This window comes from Deferrisoma camini S3R1, assembly GCF_000526155.1.
Taxonomy (GTDB): Bacteria; Desulfobacterota; Deferrisomatia; order Deferrisomatales; family Deferrisomataceae; genus Deferrisoma; species Deferrisoma camini.
The window spans coordinates 3,267,397-3,284,947 of the sequence record NZ_JAFN01000001.1; the positions used below are offsets into that span (position 1 = coordinate 3,267,397).

Annotated in this window: 17 protein-coding genes and 2 tRNA genes; all 19 read left to right on the forward strand. The window is 70.8% G+C overall.

Translation table 11 applies throughout. The features are described 5' to 3' along the window. The first annotated feature begins 357 nt into the window (after positions 1-357). The 19 genes from DEFCA_RS0114445 to DEFCA_RS0114535 all read left to right on the forward strand — a co-directional run bounded on the left by DEFCA_RS0114445 (position 358) and on the right by DEFCA_RS0114535 (position 17,544). Positions 358-615 carry a PP0621 family protein gene (locus DEFCA_RS0114445; RefSeq protein ID WP_025323722.1) on the forward strand — a complete coding sequence of 86 codons (258 nt, stop codon included), beginning with the start codon at positions 358-360 and terminating at the stop codon, positions 613-615. Next, positions 612-2,402 carry an aldehyde ferredoxin oxidoreductase family protein gene (locus DEFCA_RS0114450; protein ID WP_025323723.1) on the forward strand — a complete coding sequence of 597 codons (1,791 nt, stop codon included), beginning with the start codon at positions 612-614 and terminating at the stop codon, positions 2,400-2,402. The genes DEFCA_RS0114445 and DEFCA_RS0114450 overlap by 4 nt, the downstream gene beginning before the upstream one ends. Beyond that, positions 2,395-2,994, forward strand: a complete 600-nt coding sequence (locus tag DEFCA_RS0114455; RefSeq protein ID WP_025323724.1) for an aldolase — start codon at positions 2,395-2,397, stop codon at positions 2,992-2,994. The genes DEFCA_RS0114450 and DEFCA_RS0114455 overlap by 8 nt, the downstream gene beginning before the upstream one ends. Positions 2,995-3,005: 11 nt before the next feature. Then, on the forward strand, positions 3,006-3,146 hold the full coding sequence (locus tag DEFCA_RS22380; RefSeq protein WP_169709597.1) for a hypothetical protein: 141 nt from the start codon (positions 3,006-3,008) through the stop codon (positions 3,144-3,146). Positions 3,147-3,263: 117 nt separating this feature from the next. Next, positions 3,264-4,880, forward strand: a complete 1,617-nt coding sequence (locus tag DEFCA_RS0114465; protein ID WP_025323725.1) for a bifunctional aminoglycoside phosphotransferase/ATP-binding protein — start codon at positions 3,264-3,266, stop codon at positions 4,878-4,880. Positions 4,881-4,922: 42 nt separating this feature from the next. Beyond that, a tRNA-Phe gene (locus tag DEFCA_RS0114470) sits at positions 4,923-4,998 on the forward strand. Between the two features lie 65 nt (positions 4,999-5,063). After that, on the forward strand, positions 5,064-5,942 hold the full coding sequence (gene ispE, locus DEFCA_RS0114475; RefSeq protein ID WP_025323726.1) for a 4-(cytidine 5'-diphospho)-2-C-methyl-D-erythritol kinase: 879 nt from the start codon (positions 5,064-5,066) through the stop codon (positions 5,940-5,942). Positions 5,943-5,953: 11 nt separating this feature from the next. Next, positions 5,954-6,028, forward strand: a tRNA-Gln gene (locus DEFCA_RS0114480). 54 nt (positions 6,029-6,082) lie between these two features. Beyond that, positions 6,083-7,024, forward strand: a complete 942-nt coding sequence (locus DEFCA_RS0114485) for a ribose-phosphate pyrophosphokinase (RefSeq protein ID WP_025323727.1) — start codon at positions 6,083-6,085, stop codon at positions 7,022-7,024. Between the two features lie 35 nt (positions 7,025-7,059). Then, positions 7,060-7,674, forward strand: a complete 615-nt coding sequence (locus DEFCA_RS0114490; protein ID WP_025323728.1) for a 50S ribosomal protein L25 — start codon at positions 7,060-7,062, stop codon at positions 7,672-7,674. 195 nt (positions 7,675-7,869) lie between these two features. Next, the gene (gene pth / locus DEFCA_RS0114495; RefSeq protein ID WP_025323729.1) at positions 7,870-8,436 is read left to right on the forward strand and encodes an aminoacyl-tRNA hydrolase; all 567 of its coding nucleotides are present in this window, start codon (positions 7,870-7,872) and stop codon (positions 8,434-8,436) included. Between the two features lie 24 nt (positions 8,437-8,460). After that, positions 8,461-10,458 carry a sodium-translocating pyrophosphatase gene (locus DEFCA_RS0114500; RefSeq protein ID WP_029734137.1) on the forward strand — a complete coding sequence of 666 codons (1,998 nt, stop codon included), beginning with the start codon at positions 8,461-8,463 and terminating at the stop codon, positions 10,456-10,458. Between the two features lie 345 nt (positions 10,459-10,803). Continuing rightward, complete coding sequence (locus DEFCA_RS0114505; protein WP_025323731.1) at positions 10,804-11,598, forward strand: IclR family transcriptional regulator; 795 nt, start codon at positions 10,804-10,806, stop codon at positions 11,596-11,598. Between the two features lie 308 nt (positions 11,599-11,906). After that, positions 11,907-12,464, forward strand: coding sequence for a cupin domain-containing protein (locus DEFCA_RS0114510; protein ID WP_029734138.1), 558 nt, complete (start codon positions 11,907-11,909; stop codon positions 12,462-12,464). 240 nt (positions 12,465-12,704) lie between these two features. Next, positions 12,705-12,917 carry a hypothetical protein gene (locus DEFCA_RS22385; protein ID WP_025323733.1) on the forward strand — a complete coding sequence of 71 codons (213 nt, stop codon included), beginning with the start codon at positions 12,705-12,707 and terminating at the stop codon, positions 12,915-12,917. Between the two features lie 70 nt (positions 12,918-12,987). Then, positions 12,988-14,928, forward strand: coding sequence for a pyruvate carboxylase subunit B (locus tag DEFCA_RS0114520; RefSeq protein WP_025323734.1), 1,941 nt, complete (start codon positions 12,988-12,990; stop codon positions 14,926-14,928). Between the two features lie 74 nt (positions 14,929-15,002). After that, positions 15,003-16,547, forward strand: a complete 1,545-nt coding sequence (locus DEFCA_RS0114525) for a carboxyl transferase domain-containing protein (protein WP_025323735.1) — start codon at positions 15,003-15,005, stop codon at positions 16,545-16,547. A 10-nt stretch (positions 16,548-16,557) separates the two neighbouring features. Beyond that, positions 16,558-17,010: an OadG family protein gene (locus DEFCA_RS0114530; RefSeq protein WP_025323736.1), complete on the forward strand. Its 453-nt coding sequence runs from the start codon at positions 16,558-16,560 to the stop codon at positions 17,008-17,010. A 60-nt stretch (positions 17,011-17,070) separates the two neighbouring features. Further along, on the forward strand, positions 17,071-17,544 hold the full coding sequence (locus DEFCA_RS0114535; RefSeq protein WP_025323737.1) for a biotin/lipoyl-containing protein: 474 nt from the start codon (positions 17,071-17,073) through the stop codon (positions 17,542-17,544). The last annotated feature ends 7 nt before the right edge of the window (positions 17,545-17,551 follow it).

Consider the following 17,551-nt stretch of genomic DNA (forward strand, 5'->3'; position numbering starts at 1 on the left):
GAGGCCGCTCCCAGAGGGAAGCCCCCTTCGGCCCCTGCGGGGCCCTACAACGGGGAGGGTAACGTTCCATGATCCGGGGGCCACGGCTGGCGGCGGGGCAGGGGTTTCAGGAACCGGAATTCAGCGGACAGGAGACAGGGAAGGAACGACAGGCTTGATCCGGCGTCCGACGGCATGCGGTCACAACCTGTCCACTGAAATTCTGTCTTCTGCCCCCTGATTCGCAGACCCCATGCCCCCGAGCTTTGGTGGGGCCCGGGAGCCGCCTAGCCGCCTAGCTGCCTAGCTGCCTAGCGGGCCGAAGACCCCCGACCGACGACCAACGACCAACGACCGAAGTTACCGGAGGTTCCTCCGTTGCTCATCCGTCTCCTGTTCTACGGCGTCCTGATCTGGCTCGTGGTGAGGCTCGTGAAGGGCCTGAAGCCCAAGCCGCGGGTCCGACCCCGGCCCCGACCCGCTCCGGGCCGGGCGATCCAGGGCGGCGAGCTGGTCCAGGACCCCCACTGCGGGGTGTACGTGCCCAAGGAGTCGGCGGTCCGGGGGCCCGACGGCACCTACTTCTGCAGCGAGGCCTGCCGGGACGCCCACGCCAAGGGGGGCGGCCCGGCATGAAGGGGTGGACCGGCCGGCTCCTGCGGGTGGACCTGTCGGCGCGGCGCGCCAGGGCCGAGGAGATTCCGGCCGGGGTGCTCCGGGACTACCTGGGCGGCCGGGGCCTGGGCGCCCATCTCCTCTACGCCTCGGGCCGGCACCGGCTCGACCCGCTGGCGGCCGAGGCGGCGTTCGTGGTGGCCACCGGGCCCCTCACCGGCACCCGGGCGCCCACCGCCTCCCGGACCAGCTGCACCGCCCTGTCACCCCTGACCGGCACCCTGTTCGACGCTAACTCCGGGGGGTTCTTCGGCATCCGCCTGAAGCGCGCCGGCTACGACGCCCTGTGGGTCGAGGGCGCGGCCGACGCCCCCGTGGTCGTGGTGGTGGACCCGGACGGGGTCCGGTTCGACCCTGCATCGGATCTCTGGGGCATGGGCAACCGGGCCGTGCGGGCCGCCCTGCGGGACCGGTACGGGCCGAAGGCCGCCGTGCTCACCGTGGGGCCGGCGGGCGAGACCGGCTCCCGGCTCGCCAACGTGGCCCACGGCGAGCGGTTCTTCGGACGGGGCGGGCTGGGAGCGGTGCTCGGCGCCAAGCGGGTGAAGGCCCTGGTGGTCCGGGGCGACGGCCCGGTGGAGGTGGCCGACCCCGAGGGGTTCGGGTTCGTGGTGGGGGAGTGCCGCAAGTGGCTGGCGGCCCACCCGATCACCAGCCGGGGGCTGCCCGGGTTCGGGACCGCGGTGCTGATGAACGTGGTCAACGCCGTCGGTGCCCTGCCGGCCCGCAACTTCCGGCAGAGCCGGTTCGAGCGGGCCGAGGCGGTGTCCGGCGAGGCCCTGCGGGAGGTGACCACGGGCCGCAAGGCCTGCCCCGGCTGCCCCATCGCCTGCGGCCGGAGGGTGAGCCTGGACGGCCGGGAGGTGCAGGGGCCGGAGTTCGAGACCCTGTGGTCCTTCGGGGCCGACCTGGGGCTGGCCGACCTCGAGGCCGTGATCCGGCTCAACCTGCTGTGCAACGACCTGGGGCTCGACACGATCTCGGCCGGGGCCACCCTGGCCGCGGCCCGGGAGCTGTGGGAGGAGGGAGTCCTGGACTTCGACCCCCTGGAGGGCGGGCCCGCGGACGTGGCCGGGCTCCTCGAGGAGATGGCCCGGGCCGAGGGGCCGGGGGAGCTGCTGCGCCACGGAAGCGACCACCTGGCCCGCACCCTGGGCCGGCCCGGGGCGGCCATGACCGTGAAGGGCATGGAGCTGCCGGCCTACGACCCCCGGGGGTGCCAGGGCCAGGGCCTGGCCTACGCCACCTCCAACCGCGGGGGCTGCCACCTGCGCTCCTACATGGTGGCGCCCGAGATCCTGGCCACCCCCAAGCGGGTGGACCGGTTCGCCTGGTCGGGCAAGGCCGGGCTGGTGATCGTGCAGCAGAACCTGAACGCCGCGGTGGACAGCCTGGTGCTGTGCCGGTTCACGGGGTTCGCCCTGTCCGAGGGGTACTACGCCCGGCTGGTGCGGGCCGCCACGGGGTGGGACCTGGACGGCCAGGAGCTGCTCACCGTGGGGGAGCGGATCTACACGGTGGAGCGGCTCGCCAACCTGGACCGGGGGCTCGGCCGGGACCACGACACCCTGCCCCGCCGGCTCCTGGACGAGCCGGTGCCCGACGGGCCCAGCGCCGGCCACACGGTGCGGCTGGAGCCGATGCTCGACGAGTACTACCGGTTCCGGGGTTGGGACGAGGGGGGCCGGCCCACGGCCCGGAAGCTGGCTCGGCTGGGCCTGGCCGAGCCGGAGGCGGCCGATGTTTGAGCAGTTCCGGGAGATCGGGCGGGACCTGTTCGTGGCGGGGCTCATCACCTCCCACGGCGGCAACATGAGCGTGCGGCTGGGCGACCGGATCGTGATCACCCGCCGGGGCGCCATGCTGGGGCGCCTGCGGCCCGAGGACCTGGTGGAGACCGGGCTGGAGGCGGACGACGCCATGGTCACCCTGGCCAGCACCGAGCTGGTGGTCCACCGGGCCATCTACCGGGCCACCAGCGCCCTGGCCATCGTCCACACCCACCCCTTGCACGCCACGGCCCTGTCGCTGGTGGAGGACGCTATCGTGCCCGTGGACTCGGAGGGGTCGTACCTGCTGCACCGGGTGCCGGTGGTGGCGGCCGCCAAAACCGTGGGCAGCTCGGAGGTGGCCCGGATCCTGCCCTCGGCCCTGCGCGACCACCCCATCGCCGTGCTCCGGGGCCACGGCGCGTTCGCCGTGGGCGCGCTGCTGGAGGAGGCCTACATGGTCTCCACCACCCTGGAGGCCTCGGCCCGAATCCTGTGCATCCTGCGTTCGCTGGGAACCGACCGCATCCGCGAGTACCGGGAGGGCGCCGACCGGTACGACCGGTGGTAGGAGGAGATCCGATGGCAAAGACCCCCAAGCCCCGCCGCCCAGAACCCCCGTCCCTGGAGGAGAAGCTGGGCCAGGTTTGGGGCGGGCTGTTCGTGCTGCTGGTGCTCACATTGGTGGTGGTGCTGGTCGGAAAGGCCTGTCTCTTCGAGTGATCCGAGCCCCTGGGAGCCCCCCTGGGGCCCCTGCGGGACGGAAGAGGGGAGGAGGTCTCTTCCTGACCCCGAGCCTCCCAGCCTCGCTAGCTTTCCAGCTTCCCAGCCGTGAAGGCCATGGACTTCGAAGCCGTGACCGCGGCCCTGTGCCGCCCCGATGCGTACCCCCATCCGTGCCGCGACGTGGTGATGCGGCAGACCCACATTTCGGCCGTGTTCCTGGCCGGCCCCTACGTCTACAAGATCAAGAAACCCCGGGACCTGGGGTTCCTGGACTTCACCACCCTGGAGCGGCGGCGGCACTTCTGCGAGGAGGAGGTCCGGCTGAACCGGCGCCTGGCGCCGGGGGTGTACCTGGGCGTGGTCCCGGTCACCGTGCGGGCCGGCCGGGTGCGGGTGGACGGGGAGGGCGAGGTGGTGGAGTGGGCCGTGTGGATGCGGCGCCTGCCCGAGCGGGCCACCCTTTTGCGGCGGCTGGAGGCCGGGGCCGAGGGGCCCGAGGACCTGGAGGCCTTGGCGGCGTTCCTGGCACGGTTCCACGCCGGGGCCGATCGGGGTCCCCACACGGCCCGGTACGGCCGAAGCGCGGTGGTGGCCCGCAACGCCCTGGAGAACTTCGAGCAGACCGGGGGGCACCGGGGCACCACGGTGTCGGACGAGGTGTACGACCGCGTCCTCCGGCGGACCCGGGAGGCGCTGGAGGCCCTGGGGCCGCGGATCGACGACCGGGCCCGGCGGGGCGTTCCCTGCGACACCCACGGCGACCTGCACCTGGACCACGTGTACGACTTTCCGCGCCGGCCGCCCGACCGGCGGTGGGTGGTGGTGGACTGCATCGAGTTCAACGAGCGGTTCCGGTACGCCGACCCCGTGGCGGACGCGGCGTTCCTGGCCATGGACCTGGCGTTCCGGGGCCGCAGGGACCTGGCCGGCCGGTTCCGACGGGCCTACGCGGCCGCCGCGGCAGACCCGGAGGGCGAGGCCCTGTTCCCGTTCTACGCCGCCTACCGGGCGTGCGTGCGGGCCAAGGTGGAGGGGTTCGCGGCGCTGGAGCCCGAGGTGCCCGCCGACCAGCGGGCCCAGGCCCTGGCCTCGGCCCGGGCCCACTGGCTGGTGGCCTTGGACGAGCTGGAGCCGCCGGAGCGGCGGCCCGCCCTGCTGGGGGTGGCCGGCCTGCCGGGGAGCGGGAAGTCCACCCTAGCCCGGGGCCTGGCCGAGCGGGCGGGGTTCTGGGTCATCGACACGGACCGGGTTCGCAAGGAGCTGGCCGGCCTCGATCCGGAGGAGTCGGCCGCGGCCCCGTTCGGCCGGGGCATCTACACGGCCGAGTGGACCGAGCGCACCTACCGGGAGGTGTTCCGGCGGGCCCGCGAGGGCCTGTTTCGGGGCCGGCGGGTGCTGGTGGACGCGTCGTTCCGCGAGGCCCGGTGGCGCCGGGAGCTGGCGGCCGTGGCCCGGTCGGGGGGGGTGCGGTGCGGCCTGATCGGGTGCCGGGCCTCCGAGGCGGAGATCCGGCGGCGGCTGTCGAAGCCCCGCAAGGGGCCGTCGGACGCGGGATGGGAGGTGTTCCGCCGGACCCGCCGGGCGTGGGAGCCCCGGGCCGAGGGCGAGCCGGTCCAGACCTGGGTGTCCACCGACGGCCCCAAGGGCCGGGCCCTGGAGGAGGCCCTGGGGTTCCTGCGAACCTTGGGGCTCGCAGGGGGGGCCGGGGATCCCCCGGCTGGAGCGTCTTGACAGGGGGGAAACGGCCGGGGTAATCTCCGCAGCCTCGGAAGGGCCCAGGTAGCTCAGTCGGTAGAGCAGGGGACTGAAAATCCCCGTGTCGGTGGTTCGATTCCGCCCCTGGGCACCATGCGCCGCGAGAAGGGCTTGGGTCGCGAACCCAGGCCCTTTTCCTTTGACGGAGCCGCGAGAGCCATGCCCCAGCTGCCCCTGTGGGCGCCCGCCAAGGTGAACCTCTACCTCGAGGTGCTCGGCCGACGGCCCGACGGGTACCACGACCTGCGCATGCTCATGGCGCCGGTGTCGTGGTTCGACCGGCTCGTGCTCGAGCCCCTGGCCGAGCCCGGCCGGGTCCAGGTGGAGGGCGGGGGGCCGGAGGGCGACGAGAACCTCTGCGCCCGGGCCGCGCGGTACTACCTGCGGGCTGCCGGGGTGAGGGCCGGGATCCGGATCTCCCTGGACAAGCGCATCCCGGCCGGGGCGGGGCTGGGGGGCGGGTCGAGCGATGCGGCGGCCGTCGTGCTGGGCATGGAGCGGTTGTTCGGCCGCACCCTGTCCGAAGCGGCCCGGAGGGAGGCCGCCTTCCGGGTGGGCGCGGACGTGCCGTTCTTCTTCGCGGCCGGCCCGGCCTGGGTCGAGGGGGTGGGCGAGCGGGTCCGGCCCGTGGCTCAGGCCGAGCCCCTGTGGCTGGTGGTGGTGTGGCCCGGCGTAAATCTTTCGACGGCCCGCGTGTTTTCGCGCTTTGCCAGGGGCTTGACTTCCCCGGGGCCGGCCCCTAGGATAGCGCAGTTCAATTTCCGGGGGGTCCGGGCACAGGTGCGCAACGACCTGGAGCCGCCCGCTCGGGCCGAGTGCCCGGAGGTGGCCGAGGCCGTGGAGGCCCTCCGCGGAGCCGGAGCGGCAGCGGCCGCCATGACCGGGTCCGGGTCCGCGGCTTTCGGCCTGTACCCTGACCGGGGGGCTGCGGAGGCCGGCCTCGCCCGGCTCGGGCCCCGGGCCCGGGAGCGGGGGTGGACGGCACGGGTGGTGCGAACCCTGGGCCCGGGGGAGTTCCCGTTCCAGGACAGAAGCTAACCGGTTCGTGTTGGGGCGTCGCCAAGAGGTAAGGCACCGGATTTTGATTCCGGCATTCGCAGGTTCGAATCCTGCCGCCCCAGCCAGACCCCAGACTCCCGGCGGCTCCCCGGCCGACCGGGTCTTTCGTCGATATCCCAATGCATAACGTTCGAGTGTTCACAGGCAATGCCAACCGCCCGTTGGCCGAGGCGATCTGCCGCCGGCTGGGCCTGCCCCTGGGCCGGGCCGTGGTGCGCCGGTTCAGCGACGGCGAGGTGGCGGTGGAGGTGGAGGAGAGCGTCCGGGGGTGGGACGTGTTCGTGGTGCAGCCCACCTGCCCGCCGGTCAACGACCACCTGATGGAGCTCCTGGTGATGATGGACGCCCTCAAACGGGCGAGCGCCAACTCCATCTCGGTGGTGATGCCCTACTACGGGTACGCCCGCCAGGACCGGAAGGTGAACCCCCGGGTGCCGATCACGGCCAAGCTGGTGGCCGACCTGGTCACCGTGGCCGGGGCCGACCGGATCCTCACCGTGGACCTCCACGCCGGCCAGATCCAGGGCTTCTTTGACATCCCCGTGGACAACCTCTACGCCACGCCGGTGCTGCTCGAGGAGTTCCGGCGCCGGCTCCCCGGCGACGACTTGGTGGTGGTCAGCCCCGACGCCGGCGGGGTGGAGCGGGCTCGGGCGTTCGCCAAGCGGCTGGATGCGGGCCTGGCCATCATCGACAAACGTCGGGAGAAGGCCAACGTGAGCGAGGTCATGCACATCATCGGCGACGTGCAGGACCGCGACGCCCTGCTGCTGGACGACATGATCGACACCGCCGGCACCCTGACCAACGCGGCCCGGGCCCTGAAGAAGAACGGGGCCCGCCGGGTGTTCGCGGCCGCGACCCATCCGGTGCTGTCGGGCCCGGCGGTGGACCGCATCGTGGACTCCCCCCTGGAGCAGGTGGTGGTGACCGACACGATCCCCTTGAGCGCCAAGGCCCGGGAGAGCGGCAAGATCCACGCCGTGACCGTGGCCGGCCTGCTGGCCGAGGCGATCCGGCGGATCACCGAGTGCGGGTCGGTCAGCTCCCTTTTCGTCTGATCCCGAAGACGTTCCCCTGGAAAGGAAGAAGAGCCATGCATGCCGAATTCGAGTTCTCCGTGGAGATCAAGGAAGGGGTGGGCAAGGGCGCGGCCCGCAAGGCCCGTGCCGCCGGCCGGACCCCCGGGGTGGTGTACGGCCCGGAGTTCGCCCCCCGGCCGGTGACGTTTCGCGAGCAGGACCTGGTGCGGGCCCTGAACACCCCGGCCCAGCGCAACGTGTTCCTCCGGCTGAAGAGCCCCGACCCCGATCTGGACGGGATCCGGGTGATCGTGAAGGACCTGCAGGTGGACCCGGTGAAGCGGCGGTTCATCCACGCCGACTTCTACAAGCTGGACCCGAATCGGACCATGCACGCCACCCTCCCGATCCACGTCCAGGGCACGGCCATCGGCGTGAAGCTGGGCGGCATCCTCCAGATCGTGCGGCGGGAGGTGCGGGTGGCCTGCAAGCCCGACGACCTGCCCGATGCCATCGTGGTGGACGTCACCGAGCTGAAGCCCGGCGAGTCGGTGCACGTGGGTGATCTCGAGCCCCCCGAGGGCGTGCGCATCCTCACCAGCCCCGAGCTCGCGGTGTGCGTGGTGGTGGCGCCCACCGGGTACGAGGAGGGCGGCGAGGAGGCCGAGGAGGAAGAGGCCGAGGCCTAGACGGCACCCAGAGTGGGCGCGTTCTTTTGGAGGCGGGGCAAGGGACCCGCCTCCGGCCGAGCGCGAAGCCGGAAACTGAGATTCGCCGCGCGGCGAGCGAAGGGGCCGCGCCCGGCTCTCCGGCGGGTGCCTTGCCTCCCGATCCCGGAGGGGCGCGCGCCCGTCCGGTCGCCGGGCTGACGGTACGGGGCGGATATGGCGCCGTTTCTGGTGGTGGGGCTCGGCAACCCCGGGCCCGAGTACGAGGCCACCCGGCACAACATCGGGTTCCAGGTGGTGGACGAGGTGGCCGGCCGTGTCCGGGTCGGCCGCTGGCGCGACGCGTGCCGGGCCCGGGTGGCCGAGGGGCGGTGGGCCGGCACCCCGGTGTGGCTGGCCAAGCCCCAGACCTACATGAACCGAAGCGGGGAGGCGGTGGGCCGGCTCCTGGACAAGCTGGGGGTGGAGCCCGACCGTCTCGTGGTGGTGCACGACGACCTGGATCTGCCGTTCGGCACGATCCGGATCCGGGTGAAGGGGGGCCACGGGGGCCACAACGGCATCCGGTCGATCTTGACCGTGCTGGGCACCGGCGAGTTCATCCGGGTGAAGGTGGGGATCGGTCGGCCGGAGGGGAAGGGGGGGGTGGTCGACTACGTGTTGAGCCCCTTTACGGCCGACGAGGCCGTGGAGATTCCGGCGATTCGGGAGCGCGCCGCCGACGCCGTTTGCCATATCGTTGGGGAAGGGCCTGTTCGGGCCATGAACCGGTTTCACACCTAACTCTTTTTCGGAAGGGAGGGAAACATGGAGAACCTGACCAGCTGGACCGTGTACGCGCCCCTTGTGGGCATCGGCGGGCTGATCGTGGCCGCCTTGATCTACTCGTGGATCAAGAACCAACCCGCCGGAAACGAGCGCATGCGGGAGATCGCCGACCTGATCCACGAAGGCGCCATGGCGTTCCTGCAGAGCGAGTACAAGATCCTCGTCATCTTCATCGCTGTCGTGTTCCTGCTGCTGTTCTGGAAGATCGCCCCCATGACCGCCTGGGCGTTCCTGGGCGGCGCCCTGTGCTCCATGGCCGCCGGGTTCTTCGGCATGAAGGCGGCCACCCGGGCCAACGTGCGCACCTCGGAGGCCGCCCGGGACACCGGCATGGGCAAGGCCCTGTACATGGCGTTCTCCGGCGGGGCCGTGATGGGGCTTTCGGTGGCCAGCCTGGGCCTGCTGGGCCTGGGGGTGGCCTTCTACGTGTTCGGTACCCCCGAGAGCGCCCAGTACATCAACGGGTTCGCCATGGGCGCCTCGTCCATCGCCCTGTTCGCCCGCGTGGGCGGCGGCATCTACACCAAGGCGGCCGACGTGGGCGCCGACCTAGTGGGCAAGGTGGAGGCCGGCATCCCCGAGGACGATCCCCGCAACCCGGCCACCATCGCCGACAACGTGGGCGACAACGTGGGCGACACCGCCGGCATGGGTGCGGACATCTTCGAGTCGTACGTGGGCTCGGTGGTGGCCACCATTGCCATCGCGGCCACCAGCAGCGTGATCCCGGCCACCGAGAAGCTGGCCTACATGGCCTACCCGCTGCTGGTGATCATGGCGGGCCTGGTGGCTAGCGTGATCGGCGTGGTCTCGATGAAGGTCCTGGAGAACCAGGGTCCGGCCAAGGCCCTGCGCAACGTGACCTTCGTGTCGGCCATTCTGCTGGTGATCGGCGCCTACCTGATCGGCAACAAGCTCGGCCTGCCCGTGGGCGTGTTCTACGCGGTGCTGTTCGGCCTGGTGGCCGGCATCGCCATCGGGCTCGTCACCGAGTACTACACCTCGGCCAAGCCGATCGTGCGGATCGCCGAGGCCTCCCAGACCGGGCCGGCCACCAACATCATCACCGGCCTGGCGGTGGGCATGGAGAGCTGCGCGATCCCCGTGCTGCTCATCTGCGCCGCGATCTTCGGCGCCTACCAGTTGGCGGGCCTTTACGGCATCGGCGTGGCCGCGGTGGGCATGCTGTCCACCGTGGGGGTGACCATGAGCGTGGACGCCTACGGGCCCATCGCCGACAACGCCGGCGGCATCTCCGAGATGGCCGAGCTGGGCCCCGAGGTCCGCGAGGTCACCGACACCCTGGACGCCCAGGGCAACACCACCGCCGCCATCGGCAAGGGCTTCGCCATCGGCTCGGCCGCGCTGACCGCCCTGGCCCTGTTCGCGGCCTACGCCTCGGCCGCCGGCCTGTCCCAGATCGACCTGACCGACCCCAACACCGTGATCGGCATGCTGATCGGCGGCATCATCCCGTTCCTGGTGGGCGCCATGACCATGACCGCCGTGGGTGACGCGGCCTTCGACATGGTCAACGAGGTGCGCCGCCAGTTCCGGGAGATCCCGGGCCTCATGGAGGGCACGGCCAAGCCCGACACCGCGACCTGCGTGTCGATCTCGACCCAGGCGGCCCTGCGGAAGATGATCGTGCCGGGGCTCACCGCGGTGATCGTGCCGGTGGTGGTCGGGTTCGTGCTGGGCGCCGAGGCCCTGGGCGGCCTGCTGGCCGGCGCCACCGTGACCGGCGTGCTGCTGGCCCTGTTCATGGCGAACGCGGGCGGCGCCTGGGACAACGCCAAGAAGTACATCGAGAAGGGCGCCCTGGGCGGCAAGGGCTCCGACGCCCACAAGGCCGCCGTGGTGGGCGACACCGTGGGCGACCCGTTCAAGGACACCTCGGGCCCCTCCATGAACATCCTGATCAAGCTGATGAGCGTGGTGAGCCTGGTGGTGGCGCCGCTGCTGCCCCACCTCTAGGGCGGCCGGGACCCGGTCGAACGACCGACGAGAGCCGGCCCCGCGAGGGGCCGGCTTTTTTTGCCCCGGCCCGGGAAAAAGTGGCCGAAATCGGTTGACGGCTGCATAACACGATTTTATTATTGGGCCCTCCCGTGCCGAACGGAAGACGTGGCCCGGGGCTCGGTTCCGGGCGTCCGGAGGACGCCGCAGGAAAACCGCGGAGAGAAGCCGATCGAAGTGTTTTGGAAAAGCCGGGGCGTGTTTTGCTCTTGACCCTCTGGGGGGTCGTGGGTAGAATGAACGGCCTTTCACAAGCGAGAAACCCTTTCACGGCCCCTGCGGGGGGCAGGCACAGGGATTCCGGTGGCTAGGAGAAAAAAGTCCAGTTACATCATCCAGTCGGTGACCAACGCCCTCGATCTGCTGGAGGAGTTCCGGGGCGAGGAGACGGAGCTCGGGGTGACCGAGCTGTCCAAGCGGCTCGGCCTCCACAAGAACAACGTGTTTCGGCTGCTCGCCACCCTGGAGAGCCGGGGGTATATCGAGCAGAACAAGGTCACGGGCAACTACCGCCTGGGTCTGAAGGTTCTCGAGCTGGGGCAGGTGTTCATCAAGCACATGGGGCTGCTGAAGATGGCCCGGCCCATCCTCGAGGAGATCGTGGAGAAGTGCAACGAGACCTCGTACCTGGGCCTGATCCGGGACGACCGCGTGGTGTACGTGGACGTGGTGGAGGCCCGGCAGCCGGTGCGGGTGGTCAGCCGGGTGGGGGTGGGGCTTCCCGTGTACTGCTCGGCCGTGGGCAAGGCCCAGATCGCGTTCGAGTCGGCCGACGAGGTGGAGCGGATCCTGAGCGAGACGCCGATGAAGCGCTACACCCGCAACACCATCACCGACAAGGACGAGCTCCTGCGGCAGCTGGAGGAGATCCGGGAGCAGGGCTACGCCATCGACGACGAGGAGTTCGACGAGGGCATCCGGTGCGTGGGCGTGCCGGTGCGGGACTACACCCGCCGGGTCGTGGCCGGCATCTCGATCTCGGGCCCGGCGTACCGGTTCACGGACGAGCGGCTCCAGGAGGAGTTGATCCCCTTGGCGGTGGACGCCGGCAAGAAGCTCTCGGCCCGCCTGGGCTTCGACGTGGGCCAGGGCGCGTAGCGCGCCCCGGTTTCGGTTCGGATCGGACCCGCCCTGCTCGGGCGGGTTTTTTGTGGCCCCCCTGTTTATCCGCGCTAAAATTTTTTGAGCGGCGCTAAAGACGCTTGACCCGCCTGGGGTCGCCCCATAGAATGCGGCGACCCTTTGGCCCCCATCCCGTGTCCTGTGGCAGGAGTCGAACCGCATTGGCCGACGAGACCGCCGACCCCCGACGCACCTCGACCTCGGGTCGGGCTCCCGCTCGGGGCCGGGGCCGGCGGTCCCGCCGCCGGCCGGCCGGGTCCGACACCGGGGCCGAAGAGTTCAACATCGGCAACAAGATCAAGGCGCTGCGCCTCAGCCGCCGGAAGACCTTGCAGGAGGTGGCCGACGAGACGGGGTTCAGCCCGGCCCTGATCTCCCAGATCGAGAACAACAACGTCTCGCCTCCCATCGCCACGCTGTCGCGGATCGCCAAGGTGTTGGGCGTGTCGATGGGGTACTTCTTCCGGGACGAGGGGCCCGAGCACGCCTACGAGGTCCTGCGGCGGGAGGAGCGGCCGGTGGTCACGCGGGTCATTTCCCGCACCGGCGGGAGCCACGGGTACGTGTACCAGGCGCTGACCCACCGCAAGCGCGACAAGATCATGGAGCCGTTTCTGCTGTACGTGGACCCGGGGACCCGCGAGGACGAGACCCAGTACAGCCACGAGGGGGAGGAGTTCCTGCTCATGCTCGAAGGGGAGGCGGAGCTCCTGCTGGAGGACCAGCGGATCGTGCTGCGGGAGGGGGACTGCGTGTACTTCGAGTCCCACCTGCGCCACCGCCTGCTGGCTAAGGGCGACCAGGGCGCCCGGGTGCTGGCGGTGCTCGCGAAGCGCCATTGACGCGGTCGGGGAGACGCCTTCAGCCCCGATCTAGAGACTAGAAACTAGAGACCAGAACCTAGAGAAATTCCTGGGATCTCGGCCCGTTAGGGGACGGGCGCTCCACCAGGCCCCATGCCCCCGAGCTTTGGCGCGGTTCGAGAGCCGCCTAGCTGCCCAGCCGCCCAGGGGGCCGAAGGCCCCGGACCAACGACCGTAGACCGACGACCGTAGACCGAAGTTACTGGGAAGGGGTTTGCGATGGATCCGGCCCGACGGAAACGAATCGCCGCCGCGGTGGCGGGACTGTTTGCGTTTTTCGAGGAGGCGGCCGCGGCGCAGGCGGCGGCCGCGGTCCCTGCTGAGCCGGCCCCGCCGCTCTCACCGGGCCCGTCCGCCTGGGCGTTGACCGGACGCCACGACGCGATGCTCCTTCGCACCCTGTGGCAGCGCCGCATCGCCCGGCCCGCCTGACCCGCCCGATTCCGTCCGCAGCGAAAACCCAACGACGAACGACTTGGCTTTCGAGGGGAAGGAGTGCGTCATGGCAAAGAAACCGAACCCGCTGAGGATCACGGACCTGACCTTCCGGGACGGCCACCAGAGCCTGCTGGCCACCCGGATGCGCACCGAGGACATCGAGGCCATCGCTGAGGCGGCCGGCAAGGTGGGTTACCATGCCATGGAGGTCTGGGGAGGGGCCACCTTCGACACCATGCACCGGTTCCTCGGCGAGGATCCCTGGGAGCGGCCGCGGCGCCTGCGGCGCTACGTGCCCAAGGAGGTGAAGTTCCAGATGCTCCTGCGGGGCCAGAACTTGGTGGGGTACCGGAACTACGCCGACGACGTGGTCGAGGCGTTCGTAGACGAGGCCTGTGACGCGGGCATCGAGATCTTCCGAGTGTTCGACGCCCTCAATGACGAGCGCAACTTCGAGACCGCGGCCCGGGCGATCAAGCGCAACGGCATGCACTTCCAGGCGGCCCTGAGCTACACCGTGACCGAGCGCAAGATGGGCGGCACCATCTTCACCCTGGAGTACTGGGTGGAGAAGGCCAAGACCTTCGCCTCGATGGGCGCCGACTCGATCTGCATCAAGGACATGGCCGGGCTGCTGGCCCCGGACGACGCCTACGCCCTGATCAAGGCCATCAAGAAGGCCACCAAGCTGCCGGTGGAGCTTCACTGCCACACCACCTCGGGCCTGGCCGAGTACACCTTCCAGCGGGCCATCGACGCGGGCGTGGACATCATCGACACCTGCTCGTCGCCGTTCGCGAACCGGTCGAGCCACCCGGCCGTGGAGCCGATCGTGGTGATGCTCCAGGGCACCGAGCGCGACACCGGGCTGGACCTGGAGCGGCTGAACGAGGTGGCCGAGTACCTGGAGCGGATCGGGCCCAAGTACCGGCACCTGCTCGACACCACCCGCATGGCCGTGGTGGACATCGGGGTGCTGATGCACCAGGTGCCCGGCGGCATGCTGTCGAACCTGGTCAACCAGCTGCGCCAGGCCGGGGCCGAGGACCGGCTGGGCGACGTGTTCCGGGAGCTGCCCCGGGTGCGCAAGGACCTGGGGTACCCGCCGCTCGTGACCCCCACCAGCCAGATCGTGGGCGTGCAGGCGGTACAGAACGTGCTGTTCGGCAACCCCGACGGCTCCCTGGAGGAGCGCTACAAGATGATCTCGGGCCAGGTGAAGGACTACTGCTACGGGCTGTACGGCTGCCCGCCGGCCGAGATCAACCCCGAGCTGCGAAAGCTCGCCCTCAAGGGCTACCCCCGGGGCGAGGAGCCGATCTCGTGCCGGCCGGCCGACATCCTGGAGCCCGAGCTCGAGAAAGCCAAGGCCGAGGTGGGCGACCTGGCCAAGGACCGCAAGGACCTGCTCCTGTACACCCTGTTCCCCACCACGGGCAAGCGGTTCCTGCGGGTGAAGTACGGCCTCGAGGCCCCGCCCGAGGAGTGGAAGCCCCGCACCCTGGAGGACGCCGAGCGCGAGGCCGAGCTGTGCCGCAAGGCCCTGGCCGGCGAGCTGGTGGAGAGGCCCAAGGCCGAGCCCCCGGCCGGCGCCCGCACCTACAAGGTATACGTGGACGGCGAGGCGTTCGAGGTGGCGGTGGAGGCGCCCGAGGGCGCCCCGCCGGTGGTGACCTCGGTGGCGCCGGCCGCCCCGGCCGCGCCCGCGGCCCCGGCGGCGCCGGCCCCTAAGCCGGCCGAGCCCGCCCCAGCGCCGACGGCGGAGGCCGCCGCCCCTGCTGCCGCGGCGGCCAAGGCGGCCCTCGAGGCCCCCATGCCGGGCATGGTGGTGGACGTGCTGGTGAGCCCGGGCGACCCGGTCAAGGCCGGGGACGTGGTGGTGATCCTCGAGGCCATGAAGATGGAGAACGCCCTGGAGGCCCCGGCCGACGGGGTGGTCGGCGAGGTGCGCTGCGCCAAGGGCGACAACGTGGCCAAGGGCGACGTGTTGGTGACCATCAACTGAGGGGCACCGGGAGACGGGATCCAGGGCCGGGCCTGCCCGGCCCTCTGTTCGATTGAGGAGGACCTTCGATGAGCCTGCAAGAGAAGTTCGAACTCCTGGCCCGCATGAACCGCGAGGCCGAGGCCGGCGGCGGTGAGGAGCGGGTGGCCAAGCACCACGCCCAGGGCAAGCTCACGGCCCGGGAGCGGCTGGACCTGCTCTTCGACCCCGGCACGTTCGTGGAGGTGGACAAGTTCGTGACCCACCAGTGCACGAACTTCGGCATGGAGAAGACCAAGATCCCGGGCGACGGGGTGGTCACGGGCTACGGCAAGGTGGACGGCCGGCTGGTCTACGCCTACGCCCAGGACTTCACCGTGTTCGGCGGGAGCCTGTCGCTGACCATGTCCAACAAGATCTGCAAGGTCATGGACATGGCCCTGAAGAACGGGGCGCCCATGGTGGGGTTGAACGACTCGGGCGGCGCCCGGATCCAGGAGGGGGTCCAGAGCCTGGCCGGCTACGCCAACATCTTCCACCGCAACGTGATGAGCTCCGGGGTGATCCCCCAGCTGTCGGCCATCATGGGCACCTGCGCCGGCGGGGCCGTGTACAGCCCGGCCCTGACCGACTTCATCTTCATGGTGAACGGCACCAGCCACATGTTCATCACCGGGCCGCGGGTGATCAAGTCCGTGACCAACGAGGATGTGACCATGGACGCCCTGGGCGGCGCCATGACCCACAACCAGCGCTCGGGGGTGGCCCACTTCGCGGCCGAGGACGACCGGGAGTGCATCGCCCAGATCAAGCGGCTCCTGTCGTTCCTGCCCTCCAACAACCTGGAGGACCCGCCGTTCGCGCCCACCGACGACCCGGTGGACCGCAAGATCCCCGAGCTCAACGAGGTGGTGCCCGACAACCCGAACAAGGGCTACGACATCAAGACGATCATCACCGCCATGGTGGACAACGGGGACTTCCTGGAGGTCCACGCCCACTACGCCCCGAACATCGTGGTGGGGTTCGCCCGCATGGGCGGCGCGGTGGTGGGCATCGTGGCCAACCAGCCGGCCCACCTGGCCGGGTGCCTGGACTGCGACGCCTCCATGAAGGGCGCCCGGTTCGTGCGGTTCTGCGACGCGTTCAACATCCCCCTGGTCACCCTGGAGGACGTGCCCGGGTATCTGCCCGGCACCGACCAGGAGTACCGGGGCATCATCAAGCACGGGGCCAAGCTGATCTACGCCTACTCCGAGGCCACGGTGCCCAAGATCACGGTGATCACTCGCAAAGCCTACGGCGGCGCCTACTGCGTGATGAGCTCCAAGCACCTCCGGGGCGACGTGAACCTGGCGTTCCCCACGGCCGAGATCGCGGTCATGGGGCCCCAAGGGGCCGTGGACATCATCTTCCGCAAGGAGATCAAGGCCGCCGACGACCCGAAGAAGGCCCGCGAGGAGAAGATCGCCGAGTACACCGAGCGGTTCGCCAACCCGTATCGGGCCGCCGAGCTGGGGTACATCGACGAGGTGATCCTGCCCGAGGATATCCGCATCCGGGTCATTCAGGCCTTGGATGCGTGCCGGAACAAGCGCGACACCAACCCCCCGCGCAAGCACGGCAACATCCCCCTGTGAGGAGCCGGCCGTGACCGACGTTTGGACGTTCGCCGCCCAGACCACGATGGTGGGAATGGGGGTCGTGTTCGTGGCCCTGTTCCTGCTGTCGGTGTACATGCACTTCTTCAAAGAGCTGACGGCCCGGATCGAGGGCCGGAGCCGAAAGCCGGAAAAGACCCCCGAGCCATCGGCCCCCGCCCCCCGGGTGGCGCCCGTGCCCGACGAGGCCCCGGCCCCCGGGGACGACGAAGGGGCCCGCACCGCGGCCGCCGTGGCCGTGGCCCTGGCCCTCGAGGGCGTGGCCGCCGGGCCCCCGGCGGAGGTGGCCGCCGCCATCGCGGCGGCCCTGGCCCTGCACCGTTCGTCCGCCGCCCCGTCGGCCCCACCGGCCGGCCCGGCGGCCGTCCGGTCGTGGGGGCTGGCCGGCCGGCTCGAGGCCATGGCCGGCCGGACCGCACGACAGGAACGGATTCACCGGTGACCGCCCGGCCGAACGAGGCCGCGCAACCCTGCTGATCCTATTGTTTCGGAGGATTTGCCCATGAGCCGATACGATCTGGTCATCAACGGCCAACCCTACGCGGTGGAGATCCAGAGCCTGGCCGGCGGCCGGGCCAAGGTGGTGGTGAACGGGGTGGCCTACGACGTGGAGATCCCGTCCGGGGCCGCGGCCCCGGCGCCCGCCGCCGCCGCTCCGGCCGCCCCCGCCGCGCCCAGCCCCGAGCCGGCGCCGGCCCCTGCCGCCCCGGCCCCCAAGCCGGCCCCGGAGCCGGCTCCGGCCGCTCCCGCAGGGGACGGCGAGGTGATCACGGCCCCCATGCCCGGCCACATCCTGAACATCCTGGTGGACGCCGGAGACACCGTGGACGTGGGGGACACGGTGGTGGTCATGGAGGCCATGAAGATGGAGAACGAGATCAAGGCCCACGTGTCCGGCAAGGTGGCCGAGGTCAAGGTGACCAAGGGCCAGGACGTGGGCGTGGGTGAGGTGCTGGTGGTGATCGGAGCCGGCTGATGGAAGG

Coding starts and splice junctions, on each gene's coding strand:
- DEFCA_RS0114465 (WP_025323725.1), top strand. CDS start 3,264: ATGGACTTCGAAGCCGTGACCGCGGCCCTGTGCCGCCCCGATGCGTAC.
- pth (WP_025323729.1), top strand. CDS start 7,870: ATGGCGCCGTTTCTGGTGGTGGGGCTCGGCAACCCCGGGCCCGAGTAC.
- DEFCA_RS22380 (WP_169709597.1), top strand. CDS start 3,006: ATGGCAAAGACCCCCAAGCCCCGCCGCCCAGAACCCCCGTCCCTGGAG.
- DEFCA_RS0114535 (WP_025323737.1), top strand. CDS start 17,071: ATGAGCCGATACGATCTGGTCATCAACGGCCAACCCTACGCGGTGGAG.
- DEFCA_RS0114455 (WP_025323724.1), top strand. CDS start 2,395: ATGTTTGAGCAGTTCCGGGAGATCGGGCGGGACCTGTTCGTGGCGGGG.
- DEFCA_RS0114490 (WP_025323728.1), top strand. CDS start 7,060: ATGCATGCCGAATTCGAGTTCTCCGTGGAGATCAAGGAAGGGGTGGGC.
- DEFCA_RS0114500 (WP_029734137.1), top strand. CDS start 8,461: ATGGAGAACCTGACCAGCTGGACCGTGTACGCGCCCCTTGTGGGCATC.
- DEFCA_RS0114485 (WP_025323727.1), top strand. CDS start 6,083: ATGCATAACGTTCGAGTGTTCACAGGCAATGCCAACCGCCCGTTGGCC.
- DEFCA_RS0114450 (WP_025323723.1), top strand. CDS start 612: ATGAAGGGGTGGACCGGCCGGCTCCTGCGGGTGGACCTGTCGGCGCGG.
- ispE (WP_025323726.1), top strand. CDS start 5,064: ATGCCCCAGCTGCCCCTGTGGGCGCCCGCCAAGGTGAACCTCTACCTC.
- DEFCA_RS0114520 (WP_025323734.1), top strand. CDS start 12,988: ATGGCAAAGAAACCGAACCCGCTGAGGATCACGGACCTGACCTTCCGG.
- DEFCA_RS22385 (WP_025323733.1), top strand. CDS start 12,705: ATGGATCCGGCCCGACGGAAACGAATCGCCGCCGCGGTGGCGGGACTG.